The sequence below is a fragment of the Ruegeria sp. AH12 genome (genome assembly GCF_056541465.1).
This window is the reverse complement of record NZ_JBQFYL010000024.1, coordinates 17,848-31,452: the sequence shown is the minus strand read 5'-3', so window position 1 is coordinate 31,452 and position 13,605 is coordinate 17,848. Positions and strand designations below refer to the sequence as shown.

General features: G+C 54.0%; 11 protein-coding genes and 2 pseudogenes. 6 read left to right on the top strand and 7 right to left on the bottom strand.

Features of this window, described 5'->3' with window-relative positions; translation table 11 throughout:
• Nucleotides 1–91 (bottom strand): annotated as a pseudogene (locus tag ACR0EL_RS20760) (electron transfer flavoprotein subunit beta/FixA family protein); the annotation flags it as partial.
• Nucleotides 92–208: 117 nt separating this feature from the next.
• Nucleotides 209–1,612: an aspartate ammonia-lyase gene (locus ACR0EL_RS20755; RefSeq protein WP_480502002.1), complete on the bottom strand. Its 1,404-nt coding sequence runs from the start codon at nt 1,610–1,612 to the stop codon at nt 209–211.
• A gap of 247 nt (nt 1,613–1,859) precedes the next feature.
• Between ACR0EL_RS20755 and ACR0EL_RS20750 the strand changes: the two genes are divergently transcribed.
• The 5 genes and pseudogenes from ACR0EL_RS20750 (at nt 1,860) to ACR0EL_RS20730 (ending at nt 6,773) form a co-directional block, all read left to right on the top strand.
• Nucleotides 1,860–2,951: an ABC transporter ATP-binding protein gene (locus ACR0EL_RS20750; protein WP_480502000.1), complete on the top strand. Its 1,092-nt coding sequence runs from the start codon at nt 1,860–1,862 to the stop codon at nt 2,949–2,951.
• Entirely contained in the window at nt 2,951–3,880 is a 930-nt protein-coding gene (locus ACR0EL_RS20745; protein WP_480501998.1) for an ABC transporter permease, read from the top strand. Before ACR0EL_RS20750 ends, ACR0EL_RS20745 begins: the two co-directional genes overlap by 1 nt.
• Nucleotides 3,881–3,883: 3 nt before the next feature.
• Nucleotides 3,884–4,693, top strand: a complete 810-nt coding sequence (locus ACR0EL_RS20740) for an ABC transporter permease (protein WP_353010288.1) — start codon at nt 3,884–3,886, stop codon at nt 4,691–4,693.
• A 19-nt stretch (nt 4,694–4,712) separates the two neighbouring features.
• Entirely contained in the window at nt 4,713–5,750 is a 1,038-nt protein-coding gene (locus ACR0EL_RS20735) for an extracellular solute-binding protein (protein ID WP_480501996.1), read from the top strand.
• 322 nt (nt 5,751–6,072) lie between these two features.
• Nucleotides 6,073–6,773 (top strand): annotated as a pseudogene (locus tag ACR0EL_RS20730) (IS5 family transposase).
• 326 nt (nt 6,774–7,099) lie between these two features.
• Here ACR0EL_RS20730 and ACR0EL_RS20725 read toward each other — a convergent pair.
• Genes ACR0EL_RS20725 through ACR0EL_RS20705 form a run of 5 tightly spaced genes read right to left on the bottom strand, consistent with a single transcriptional unit; the run spans nt 7,100 to nt 12,611 of the window.
• Entirely contained in the window at nt 7,100–8,764 is a 1,665-nt protein-coding gene (locus ACR0EL_RS20725) for an amidohydrolase (protein ID WP_480501994.1), read from the bottom strand.
• Between the two features lie 59 nt (nt 8,765–8,823).
• Entirely contained in the window at nt 8,824–9,846 is a 1,023-nt protein-coding gene (locus ACR0EL_RS20720) for an ABC transporter substrate-binding protein (protein WP_480501992.1), read from the bottom strand.
• A gap of 28 nt (nt 9,847–9,874) precedes the next feature.
• On the bottom strand, nt 9,875–10,663 hold the full coding sequence (locus ACR0EL_RS20715; RefSeq protein WP_480501990.1) for an ABC transporter permease: 789 nt from the start codon (nt 10,661–10,663) through the stop codon (nt 9,875–9,877).
• A complete protein-coding gene (locus ACR0EL_RS20710; protein WP_353011053.1) occupies nt 10,660–11,553 on the bottom strand; it encodes an ABC transporter permease in 894 nt (297 codons plus the stop codon). The genes ACR0EL_RS20715 and ACR0EL_RS20710 overlap by 4 nt, the downstream gene beginning before the upstream one ends.
• Nucleotides 11,550–12,611, bottom strand: a complete 1,062-nt coding sequence (locus tag ACR0EL_RS20705) for an ABC transporter ATP-binding protein (RefSeq protein ID WP_480501987.1) — start codon at nt 12,609–12,611, stop codon at nt 11,550–11,552. Before ACR0EL_RS20705 ends, ACR0EL_RS20710 begins: the two co-directional genes overlap by 4 nt.
• A gap of 150 nt (nt 12,612–12,761) precedes the next feature.
• Here ACR0EL_RS20705 and ACR0EL_RS20700 point away from each other — a divergent pair, with 150 nt between their 5' ends.
• Nucleotides 12,762–13,538: a helix-turn-helix transcriptional regulator gene (locus ACR0EL_RS20700; RefSeq protein ID WP_480501984.1), complete on the top strand. Its 777-nt coding sequence runs from the start codon at nt 12,762–12,764 to the stop codon at nt 13,536–13,538.
• Nucleotides 13,539–13,605 lie beyond the last annotated feature (67 nt).

Sequence of the window (13,605 nt, the reverse complement as noted above, 5' to 3'; positions counted from 1 at the left end):
CATTGGCGAGATCAACACCGCTACCGTCCGCTTTGACGCGAACCTTCACATTATAGTCAATCACGCGCTTGACAGGCACGAGTACCTTCATCGCGTTATCCTTTGGTTAACTTGGTTTGGTTTTTCCGGAGAGGGGCGCCCAGACACTGTTTCGTCCCAAACAGTAAATTGCGGGCGAATGGCGATGTAAGAGAGGGATAGAGCTGGTTCATGAGGACATCGACCTATCGAGCATTGCTGCCGGAGATAATATCTTGTCCAATTCGCTCTCAGGGATCAGACCTTCCTCGATAACCACGTCGCGGATTGACGCGCCAGTGGCCAGTGCACGTTTGGCAACGCGCGCGGTTGCGTCATACCCCAGATGCGGGGCAAGTGCGGTGGCAAGAACCAGACTGTTGTCCAGCAAATCCTTGCAGCGATCCGCGCTCGCTTCGATACCGAAAACACATTTCTCGGTCAGGACATTTGCCCCGTTGATCAAAATCTTCAGCGACTTCAGAAGATTGTAGGCAACGACAGGCTCCATCGCATTCAGCTGCAGCTGACCGGCTTCTGCGGCCATCGTCACCACCAGATCGTTTCCAATAGTCTGATAGCAAATTTGATTGACCACTTCCGGGATGACCGGGTTGACCTTGCCGGGCATGATGGAAGACCCGGCCTGTACTGCAGGCAACGTGATCTCGCCCAGTCCGGCACGCGGGCCAGACGATAGCAAGCGCAAATCGTTACAGATTTTCGACAGTTTTACCGCCAAACGTTTGAGAATGCCTGAAAAGGTGACGAACCCTCCCAGATCGGACGAAGCTTCGATAAGATCTTTGGCTTGTTTGAAGTCGAAGCCTGAAATCTCTGACAAATGGGTAACCGCGCGTTTGTCATAGCCGAATTTGGTATTCACGCCAGTACCAATCGCCGTGCCACCTAGGTTGATTTCCTTCAGCAGCCGCCCGATTTCTCGGATTCGATCAATGTCCTCGCCAACGGTAACGGCAAAAGCCCTAAATTCGGCGCCCAATGACATGGGCACTGCGTCCTGTAACTGGGTGCGACCGACTTTAGCGATGTCGGCAAATGCCTCGGCGCGATCTCCAAATGCAGACTGCAACCCTTCTAGCGCGGCGCAAAGCGGCTCCACATGGAAAAGTACAGCAAGCCGGACAGCTGTCGGATACACATCGTTTGTGGACTGACCTTGGTTCACATCGTCATTAGGGTGGAGATGCTCGTACTCTCCGGGGGCATAGCCCAGCTTCGTAAGCGCGAGGTTCGCAATGACCTCATTGGCGTTCATGTTGGTCGACGTTCCTGCGCCTCCCTGGATCATGTCCACCATGAAGTGTTCATGATGTTTGCCGTCGATGATTTCCTGACAGGCCGCATCTATCGCCTCTGCCTTCTGCGGCTCAATGCCACCGATTTCGATATTTGCCCGAACGGCGGCCTGTTTGACCATGGCCAGAGCGACAACGATGCTGGGAAAATGTGACAGCGGCACGCCAGTAATCGGGAAGTTCTGCCGTGCTCGCTCGGTCTGAATTCCGTGCAGAGCCTCAATGGGCAAATCCAGTGAGCCGATCGTATCGGCTTCGCTTCTTCTTGATTGCATAGACAGTATTTTCCCTGTGTTTGCCCACGTCGATTAGCTCAACCAGTTGGCCGACCAAAAGACGGGCTTTCCACAGCATTGATTAGTTTGTCACAAAGCAGACATGCGGGGGCGGCATATCCTCAAATCTAAAGATGAGCCCAAGGGTTAGGTATTTGCTAACGAACGCTAAGGAACACAGTTCTTAACGCCTAAGCACCGCTTTTCTATCTTTTCCAAAAGGCAAATGCGCGTAAGGGAGGTTCCTTTGCCACACAACCCAAAAGATGCGATTGATGTGCAGAGCGCAGTGAAACGCTATGGCGATTTCACTGCGTTGAAGACAATCTCACTCACGATCGCCGATAACGAATTCTTCACGCTGCTTGGCCCTTCCGGGTGTGGCAAGACAACCCTTTTGCGAATGATCGCGGGGTTTGAAACCGTGACTGAGGGTGCAATCTATCTGTACGGGGAAGAGATCGAAAACCTGCCACCAAACCAGCGGCCGGTGAACACAGTTTTCCAGAACTATGCGCTGTTTCCGCATATGACCATTCTCGAAAACGTGGCTTTCGGCCTGGAAATGCGAGGTAAATCCAAGAGCGAGGCACGCAGCCGTGCGGGTGAGATGCTTGAATTGGTGCAGCTGTCTCAATTTGCAGCGCGCAAACCCTCACAATTATCGGGCGGTCAGCAGCAGCGTGTTGCTCTGGCTCGGGCGCTGGCGCCGCAGCCCAAGGTCTTGCTGCTTGACGAACCTCTGTCGGCGCTGGACCTCAAGCTGCGTAAGGCGATGCAGATCGAACTGAAGCATTTGCAGCGCGAGACCGGGATCACCTTTATCTTCGTCACGCATGATCAGGAAGAAGCCTTGACCATGTCTGATCGGATTGCGGTTATGTCGGCCGGGGAATTGCAACAACTCGGCGCGCCGACCGATATCTATGAGCGTCCGCGCAACATGTTTGTGGCAGATTTTATTGGCGAAACCAACCTGCTGGAGGTTTCTGTCGATGAAATCCGCGATGGACGTGCGATCTGCCATCTGGGCGGTGGGCATGAGCTGACGTGTGATCAAGTCGAAGGAATCGATGCGGGTTCCAAGGTTCACATGTCGATCCGACCCGAGCGTCTGTACATGTCCGACAAGCCGGTCGAAAGTGAAAGTCTGAAGGGCCGCGTCAAGGAAAACATCTTTGTAGGCACCGATATCAGCACGATCATTGATCTGCAGGATGGCCCGGATTTTGTTGTGCGTACGTCGAACTCGGATCGCGGCAACAAACGTATCTTTGAACCGGGCACGGAAATGTTCGTCAACATGGAGCTGGGGGCGGGACGCCTCCTTGTGGACTGATGGCAGCTGGTGCAGCGAGCGGCGGCAGCGCGACAACCGACACGTATAAAGAGGCCAGAAATTGGCTTTTGCTACCGGCCTGGGCGGTTCTGACAATCTTTGTTCTGTCCCCGGTCTTGATGATGCTGGTTTATTCCTTCCTTACCAAGGAATTCCGCGGCGGCGTGATCTGGGAGTTCAGCCTTGCGGCCTATGACCAGTTCTTCTTTGACCGCGGTTTGTTCGGTGACGAGCCGCCCAAGATTGAATGGACCTATATCACGATCTTCTGGCGATCGATCTGGCAGGCTGGTGCGGCCACTTTGCTCAGCCTGGTAATTGGTTTCCCAACAGCGTATTTCATTGCAACCCGCCCGGAAAACGTGCGCCCATTGTGGGTCTTCCTGATCACGATACCCTATTGGGTCAATTTGCTGATCCGGACTGTTTCCATGAAATTCCTGCTTCGGGATCAAGGGCCTTTGAATGACTTTCTGATCGGTATCGGCCTGATCGATAGCCCGATTGCCATTGTGAATACCAACTTCGCGGTTCAGCTGGGTTTGTTCTATTCGTACCTGCCGTTCATGGTTCTACCCATCTACGCAGCTGTCGAGCGGTACAACTTCTCACTCAGCGAAGCTGCTGCAGATCTCTACGCTAGCAAAATGACAACGTTGCGCCGGATCGTGCTGCCAGCCGTAAAACCAGGTGTGATGGCGGGCTGTATTCTGGTCTTCGTGCCTTCTATGGGTTCGTTCCTGGCGCCTGACCTGCTGGGTGGCGCTAAGAATTTCATGATCGGATCGTTGATCGAGGAACAGTTCAAGGGCAACGCCGGGAACTGGCCGTTTGGTGCGGCTGCTTCGATGATCCTCCTGACTATGGTGTTGATCATCCTGATGATGTCGGCCCGTCAGCAAGCCAAAGCCAGCAAGGCGGAGGGGTAAGTCATGGCCCATGTGAATGAGAACATCAAATCCTACAAGGGCTTCAAGACCATCACTTTGGCATGTCTAGTGATCCTGTATGCCCCGTTGGTCATCGTGACGATCTACAGCTTCAACGCGTCGCAATCTATCACCAATTGGGAAGGTCTGTCGCTACGCTGGTACGCGGATGTGTTTACCGGTCCGGAAAGCGCCAAATTCAAAACCGCAGCGTTCAACAGCTTTACCATCGCGATTATCGCGGCCACCGTGGCGACGACAATTGCAACCCTGGCGGCCACGGCAATGGTTCGGGGCGGCAAGTTCAAGTTGCGCACGGTGTCCTTCGGTCTGATCTCTCTGCCGATCATGGTCCCCGAGATCGTGCTCGCCACAGCAACACTGATCTTCTTCAACTCGATCGGGTTCACCCGTGGCTATGCGACGATCCTGGTTGCCCATATCGCCTTCTGCATTCCTTTTGCATACTTGCCGATCTCAGCCCGGATGCAGGGGATCGAGGATAGCTTTGAGCAGGCGGCGCTAGATCTTTATGCCACCAAGCGGCAAGCGTTCACCAAGATCCTGCTGCCGCTGATGATGCCGGGGATCATCTCGGGCTTTCTGCTGGCTTTCATCGTATCGCTGGACGATTTCATCATCACCAACTTCGTCAAAGGTGCGGGTGTGGAAACACTGCCCACCGCAATCTTCGGGTCGGTCAAACAGGGCATCAAGCCGAACATCATGGCGATTTCAACCATGTTGCTGAGCGTGTCGATCATCATGGTCACGATCAGCTACTTCGTCAGCAAATCTGACAATACAAAATGAACCAACAAGGAGCAAACCCATGAAACATTTTCTTAAATCCGGTGCAGCGGCTCTCGCCCTTGCAGTGTCGGCCAATGCGGCCACCGCCGAGGGGGAACTGGTGATCTACCATTGGTTCGAGTACATCCCTCAGGAACTGCTGGACAAGTTTTCCGAAGAAACCGGCATCAACGTGACTATGGACACATACGACTCGAATGAGGCGATGCTGGCTACATTGAAAGCGGGCGGTGTCGGCACCTATGACGTTGCTGTTCCCGGCGACTATATGGTCAAGATCATGTCGGGCGAAGGGCTTCTGGATACGATCGCTGACGGTGAGTTGGCCAACAAGGGCAACATCGCGGACGAGTGGGCCGACCCAAGTTTTGACCCGGGCCGCGCTTCCTCGATCCCGTATCAGTGGGGTTCGACCTCGTTCGCGGTGAACCGCGACGTGTTTGACGGTGATATCCAGTCCACAGACATCCTGTTCAATCCGCCGGCTGAGCTGTCGGGCAAGATTAACATGCTGGACAGCCAAGGTGACGTTATGGCCATGGCCTCGCTGCATCTGGGTATCCCGCAATGTTCGACCGATCGTGAGCAACTGAAAGCACTGAACGAGATGTTGCAGAACGCGAAACAGCACTGGGTCTCGTTTAACTCAGACACCGCCAAAGAGGTTCTGGTGTCGGGTGACGCCGCAGTTGGCCAAATCTATGATGGCTTTTCGGCCAAGGCTCGGGAAGAGGGTGCCAACGTCGAATACGCCTTCCCGACACAGGGTTACGTAGCGTGGATGGATAATGTTGTTCTGCTGAAAGATGCACCGAACCGCGACAACGCCCTAAAATTCATGGACTTCCTGCTGGAACCAGAAAACATTGCAGCTGTGACCAACTATGCGCAGTACAACGCGGGTGTCAGCGGCGTTACCGAGTTCCTCGATGCGGAACTGGCTGCTCAACCCGAAAAGAACCCGCATGCAAACGCGGGCAAAGGCGTTTTTCTTGAGGTTTGTGACGAGGAAACGCAAGCTGTTTACGATCAGATTTGGACCAATCTCAAGAAATAGGTCCGATGTAAGCTAAGATCCGGCGGCCCTTATACTAGAGGGGCCGCCAAACAAATCTAGTGAGACGGAAAGCGTCATGAAACGCGTTACGATCTGCAGTGTTTCAATACTACTCTGAGGAATAGCAATCATAATTTGTGTTGCGGATTTTAGGAGTATTCCGGAGTTTGTAACCGCCCATGAAGCGTCGACCTCCTCAAGGGTTTTTTCCTCGATTGTTGGGTTCCACTAACATGAATTATGGCTCGGTGATTTCGTAGGGTTAGGACCCATTGAATTTGAAAGGGTGGCGTGATTAACAGTTCGAAAAATGAGCGGTGATATGTCTGATCTCTTCTGGCTGACGGGCGTTCAGATGGCGCGTCTTAAGCGGTGTTATCTTCATCAATCGCAATGGTTTGCGCTAGCGTGATGTGCCCAGAGATTACGGCCCGCACAAGACCTTGTACAATCGTCGGAAGCGGTGGGGCGACGCAGGCATCTTTGCCCAGATGATGGCCGGTCTGGCTGCTGATCACGGCGAGAAAAAGACCGTGATGATCGACACGACTTATCTGAAAGCGCATCGCACGGCTTCCAGTCTCGGTGCCAAAAGGGGGGCGTGGACGACTGATCGGGCGCACCAAGAGTGGTATTAACACCAAGCTTCCCGCCATCTGCGACAGACAAGAACGACCGCTCAACCTGTCCTTCACTGCCGGTAAGGTCAGCGACTACATCGGTACGCGGGTTTTGTTGAGCAGCCTGTCGGCAGTCGGTTGGCACCTTGGCGACCGCGGATATGATGCCGAATGGTTCAGAGAAGCTTTGAAGGAAAAAGGGATACGGGTGTATATCCCCGGTCGGAAACAGCGCAAGAAGCCCGTCTTAAACGACAAGCGCCGATACAAGCGTCCCAACAGGATAGAGATCACGTTCGGTAGGCTGAGGTACTGGCACAGTGTCGCGACACGACACGAAAAATGTCCAAGAGGTTTCCTGTCAGTAATCACGCTTGCAGCCCTCGTTATCTACTGGCTTTGAAACTCAAAGAGTCCAGAGTCTAGTTTTGTTTCACAAGGTCGATGCGGCCGGCGCAAACGCATGGAAACTCGCAAAGATGCCCTGCTAACTGTCCGCAAATGCCGAGTGCGCGAAGTGAATCTCTCGTTCGACGGGCTTCGCCGATGTATTGTAGGTGTGGCTCGAACGTCAGCATTGGGCAGTTGAGTATGTCCTGAAAACGGGGCAAGGGCATATGCTGCGTCAACTCCGTAGTTCACAAAGAACCCAAGGCGCCTAATGCTGCAGTCTGTCGGAATGTCCACTCCTGGACTTGGCTGTCAAGAAAACCTAACCCCACCGCTCGCTTAGTCGCCACCAAACGTGATCGTCCCATCGCAGACGGTGAGCGCGACAGGCAAATTTCTCAGTTCGTTCGGTGTGTGGGTTGCAATGTTTCCGTCTAGCATGACCAAATCTGCCGCTAGCCCGGTCCTGAGGCATCCGTGGTGATGTTCTCGGAATGCCATCCAAGCATTCACAGCGGTATAGCTATCCAACGTCTCCATCAGAGTTTGGCTCTGGTCTGGCCAATTCAGCCCGAGGTCCACTGGAACAACGGCACACTGAATATTGGCCATAACATCCACCGGCACGACGGGCCAATCGGTAGAGAACGCCAGGGGGATGCCTTGGTCACGCAGAATTCGCCACGCACAAGACCGCGCGTATTCATCTTCATAAAGAACAGTGTTTGGTTGGGGTGGTTCAAAGAAGCCGGCAAAGGCGGCGTGGCGGGGTTGCATCGACGCCACCACATCCAGCGCTTTCATCCGGTCAATATCCGCCTCGGAAATGACTTCAATATGTTCGATCCTGTGACGCGCATCGCGTTTTCCGTTGTGTTTGCGGGCGTATTCATATCCATCTAGCACGCGGCTGACGGCCAGATCCCCCACGGCGTGCACGCTGATCTGTAGGCCCATCGCATCTGCGATACGGCAGGCTTCGTTAAAGTGGTCGGGGTCAAACACCGCTTCGCCCTGCGTGCCGGGGGTATCGGGATAGGGGCGGGACTTTAGGGCGGTCCGGCTTTCAAGCACCCCATCCATGAACATCTTCACACGACCGGACCAGACTTTGTCGCCTCTGTATTGAGCGTGCATCTTGGCGGCTTCTTGAAGGCGTTCCAGCGGGTCATAGTTTTTCAGATGCATGGGCACCTGGACCCGCACCTTCAACCGCCCTTCGGCCTCTAATTCGCTGAGGAGTTCAAGTTGGTAAAAATTACCATCCATATTGTGCAACGTGGTGATGCCATGCGCGGCCACATGGTCTATCCCTTTTAGTAGCAGCTCTTTGTCCGCCTCCCGTTCGGCTTTTGTTGCCGCCGGATCAGGGTCGTCGCCGGTGACATATCCTAACATATCGCGCCCGCCCGTGCGCGACAGGGCCAGAACCGGGCCGAAGGCACCGGTTTCCAGCAAGATCCCATTGGCCAGCCCGTCATCCCCCATCATTACAGTGCTGCCTTCGGGCATATCAGCCCCGTGCAAAAGGCCTGCTTTCTCAAGCGCACAGGTGTTGGCCCAGACGGTGTGAAGGTCAGCTGCAAGCAGTGCAAATGGCCGATCCGGCAGGATTGCGTCCAACAACATACGTGGAGAGGTTGTCTGACCTGAAAAGAGACCGTAAAACGCGCCGACCCCAAGAACCAACGGCTCATCGGGGCGGTCGTCTGCATAGGTCAAGACCGCGGGTTGCACTTCAGCCAAGTCTGAAAGCCCGCCAACGGGCAAAAAATCCAGCTCGGCTGATCCCTGAAACAGATGCACATGGCTGTCGATGAAGCCGGGTAAAACTGTTCGCCCCTTGGCGTCGATCACCTTGGTATGCGGCTGGGCGAGTGCCTTTATTTTATGCGTCTGGCCTATGGCACAAATTCGGTTTCCTTGTATGGCAATCGCTTCGGCGCGCGGATGTTCCGGCACCATCGTCAGAATGCTCGCATTATAAATGATCAGGTCGCTCATCTACCGTTTGCTTTCTATGGAAAAAGTGGCGGGGCAACGCCCCGCCAATTGAGGAGGTGTTACTGCAGAAGTGCGGTCCAAACGCGGTTCTGCAACTCTACCGCCTCGGGAGAGCAGGTTTGTGAGAAGACAAGCGGTGTGCCTTCCGGGGGCGACAATTCGTGAGCCGTTTTGAGCTTTTCGCTCATATGGGCATCGCTGCCAGAGATCCCGTTGGAGTACCCGGCGAAATTCGATTGAATGGCGATGTTTTCAGGGTCCAACAGGAACTCGATGAACTTAATGGCATTGTCATAATTGGGTGCGCCCTTGGGCACTGCAATGTTGTCAGCCCAGGCAATCACCCCCTCCTTCGGGAAGGCGTATTTCATGGCTGGGTTTTCATCACGTGCCCGAATGGAATATCCGTTCCAGTTCTGGTGCACCGCAACGTCGCCTGAGGTCAGACGTTCCAGAATGCCATCTGAATTATAGGTTTTCACGTAGGGTTTCTGAGCTTTGAGTAGATCAAGAACCTTTTGCATGTCTTCGGGGTTTTCATTGCACAATGGCAGACCCAGCGAGATCAACCCCATCGAGATCACCTCGTCGGCGGATTTGAACATGCCAATTTTGCCCTGCAACTCCTCGGAGGGCTGGAACAGAACATCATAAGTGTTGATGTCGCCGCCATAGACATCGGTGTTCACGGTGAACGAGGTCGTGCCCCATTGCCACGGAATTGTATAGGTGTTGTCCTTGTCCCAACTGGGGCTGGTGAAATCCGGGTTCAGGTTGGCTGCACCTTCAAGTTCCGAGGCATTGATCGGTTGCAACAGCCCTTCTGAGACAAAGATTTCGACAAAGTTGTGGCTGGGGACAACGATGTCATATCCGGTGGCACCAGATTGCAGTTTGGCCAACAGCGTTTCATTGGAATCATAGGTGTCAAGCGTTACGGATATGCCGGTTTCTGCTTCGAATTTCCTGATGAGCTCTGGTGATGTGTAATCCGTCCAGTTGTAGACAAACAGCTCTCCCTCGGCAAAGGCAGCACTGGTGCTCAGCAGCAGGCCAAGCAATGATGTTGTGATCTTCTTCATAGTTTCCTCCCAATTGTGAATCGCGCCCCTATTTCTTTTTTCCGACCAGATAGGACGCGGTGACGATGAGGACCGAAATCCCCAAAAGAACGGTCGAGATGGCGTTGACCTCTGGTGTGATCCCCACACGCACGAGGCTGTAGATATAGATTGGCAAGGTGGTGGACCCGGCCTCAGCGACCATCAGTGTGATGATGAAATCATCCAGAGAAATGATGAAGGCGAGCATGGCCCCAGACACGATGCCCGGCATGAGGATGGGCAGTGTGATCAGGCGCAGCGTGTCCCATTTGTTGGAGTATAGATCCTGCGCAGCGGCTTCCAGATTCTCATCCATCCCATCCAGCCGCGCGCGAATTGGCAGATAGGCAAAGGGGATGCAGAACACCGAATGCGCAATGATGATGTTGCCCAGTCCAAGCGACAGACCAATTGCCGAGAAAAAGGTCAGCGTGGCAACGGCCGTTACGATTTCGGGCACCATCAACGGCAGGATCAATACCCCGCCGAACAGGTGCTTGTTTTTCACGGCCCGATTTCGCGATAGCGACAGCGCCGCCATTGTCGCCAAGATTGTGGCATTGAAAGTTGCGCATACTGCGATGATCAGGCTGTTTTTTGTGGCACGCTGAATGTCATCATTGGCAAAGGCTTTAACGTACCATTCCAACGAAAACCCGCTCCAGACCGTGGCAGAACGTGATGCGTTGAAAGAAAACACCACAAGGATGATCAGCGGCAGATATAGGAACAGAAAGAAAGACAGCGTGACCCAATTGAAACCGGGCAGCCAGCGAATATCGTGTTTCTGGTTCAATGAACCATCCCCCCACCATTCTTTTTGGAGCTGCGGGCATAGGCGTAAAGGCAGATCAGAACCATCGCCATGATTACCATCGCGAGCGCCGATCCGAACGGCCAGTTGCGGGCGGACGAGAATTGCAGCTGTACCAAAGAACCCAGCATCAGGTTCTTGCCACCGCCCAGAAGGTCAGGCGCGATAAATGCACCCAAGGCAGGAATAAAGACAAGGATAGATCCTGCGATGATCCCTGGCATCGCCAGCGGGATCACCACGTGGCGCAACGCTACCCAGCGGTTCGAATACAGATCACGTGCCGCTTCGATCAAGCGCCGATCCAAACGTTCAAGCGCGGCATAGATTGGCAGAACCATAAACGGCACATAGGTATAGATCAGCCCCAAAGCGATCGCGCCTTCGGTGTACAGAAGGGTCAGCGGCGCATCGATCAGCCCCAGCTTCATCAACCCGCCATTGATCAGCCCGGTGTCACGCAGCACAAGGATCCAGCAATAGGTGCGGATCAACAGGTTGGTCCAGAATGGGATGGTAATGAGCAGAAGAAAGATATTACGGCGCTCTTCAGGTTGGCAGGCGATGTAATAGGCGACGGGAAAGCCCAGAACCAGACAACCAACGACCGAGACGATCGCAACCCAGACGGACCGAAATGCGATTTTCAGATAGGCCGGATCAAAGACCAATTGGTCAAACAAGTCCCGCTGGAACAATAGGCGTTGATACGCATCGGCCGAAAATTCGGGCTTTACCCCGCCGTAATCCCCCGGAGCAAGAAACGAGTAGACCAGAATGATCAGGATCGGCACGATCATGAACAGGCCAATCATCGCTGTGGCCGGGATCAGCGCCGCGTGTGACCGAATTGTTTCCACCAGACGTGTCATGTTGTCAGCACCCGCACGGCGGCCGGGTCGATGTCGACCACCACATCGGACCCCACGTCGGCGATGGCGGTTCCATCCTTGTGATTTTCGGACCGAACGGTCAGTGAACCGCCTTGTGCCAATTCCACGACGTAGTCGGTGCTGTTTCCGAGATAGAGAATGTCCGCCACCTGCCCGGACAACCCTTTTCCTTTGCGCTTGAGGGTTGCTTTCTCGGGGCGAAAAAACAGCGTTACCTTGCTGCCTATACCTGCCTCGGTCTCAGGTCCAATAAGGGTCTCTCCGTTGGCCAGTTTATACCCGGTTCCCCCTAGCGCCTCGGCGTCAAAGAAATCTGCGTCGCCGATGAACTCTGCGACAAAGCGGTTCCTTGGAAATTCATAAATGGTCGCCGGATCGCCAACCTGCTGAATTTCCCCCTGCGACATTACCGCGATCCGGTCGCTCATCGCCAATGCCTCTTCCTGATCGTGGGTGACAAACACAAAAGTGATCCCGGTTTCTTTCTGAAGACGCTTCAACTCTGCCCGCATCGATTGCCGCAACTTGAGGTCGAGTGCAGAAAGTGGTTCATCCAAAAGCAAAACGCGTGGATGTGGGGCCAGTGCACGGGCCAGCGCCACACGTTGCTGTTGCCCACCGGACAACTGGTCCGGTTTGCGCGCACTGAACTCAGACAGATGCACCAGATCGAGCATCTCTTGGGCCACACGCTTAGCCTCGACATCTGATTTGCGCAAACGCTTCAGGCCAAAGGCAACATTGTCCAGAACGGACATGTGCGGGAACAGTGAATAATGCTGAAACACCGTGTTGATTGGACGTTTTTCCGGTGGCAGATGCGCGATGTCATCTCCGAACAATGTGAGTTCACCTGCGGTCGGCACCTCGAACCCCGCCATAAGACGCAAAAGCGTGGTTTTGCCACAGCCCGATGGGCCTAGAAGCGTAAAGAACTCATTGTCGTTGATCGTAAGGTCGGCATTTCGCAGCGCCCGCACCGGGGGTGACCCCGGGTATGTTTTTTGCAGCCCAGTCAGGCCAATTGCGGATGTCATACCGCCCCTCCCAAAATCTCGCGTTTTTTGTTTGCGTTGTTGATTTCAACGTTAAGTGACACGGAAACCCTCGACCAATACCACCAGAGTGGTATTTTGAGGGATAAGATGGCAGATTTGGTGGTGTTTTAGCGGCGAAAAGGGCGGAGAATGGATGAGTATGATTTTCTGGGAGACGTCGCGGTTGCGGGTAGCGTGGACAGTTTTGATCGCGCGATCACTCCGTTTCTCAGCCAGGCGTTCCACGCCAAAAGCTTACTTGCGATCCATTTTCATCGTACGCGCCTTCCCAAGGTTCTGTTTCGCTGGATCCCTGACAAGACCCTGCGCCAGCTCTTTGATAAGCGGTATGAGAAATTGGGCTTTATGGTGGACCCGTTTTTTCACCGCGCTTTTCAAGTCCAAGATTGGGAGGCCTGCTTGCTAAGAGAGATCGCGCCGGACCGGTTTGAATCAAGCGAGTATTTCACCAACTACTTTGGGGACACAAATATGGTAGACGAACTGGGGTTTGTCGCGCGGATCGACAATGATACCGCCGTTCACCTTTCGATGGGGCGCAACCAAGGGCAGCGGCGGTTTCGCACCAACGACGTTGTCAGGTTTGGGCAGTTCGCAAAAGTCCTGGCCCCAAAGCTAAGGCAAATTCTGATCAATCAGCCCGCAGACGACGTCGTGGAAGCGCAGCCGTTGGATCGCAGGTTTCACGCCATGGCCCAAGCACGTCATACAAATATCTCTATGCGCGAGGCCGAGGTTGCCGCCTTGATTGTTCAGGGTCATTCCAGCCGAGCCATCGGTTTGAAGCTTGGGATTTCTGGCCTAACGGTCAAAGTCCACCGTCGGACGCTATACAAAAAACTGAGCATCTCATCACAAAATGAACTGTTCGGATTGCTGGTCAATTATGTCGGGGCAGATGCGTAACTGATCCTGGACAGCCCCCTTTGGGCAGCATGGAGACTTACAGATCTCAGTGTTTTTCAATATCCCT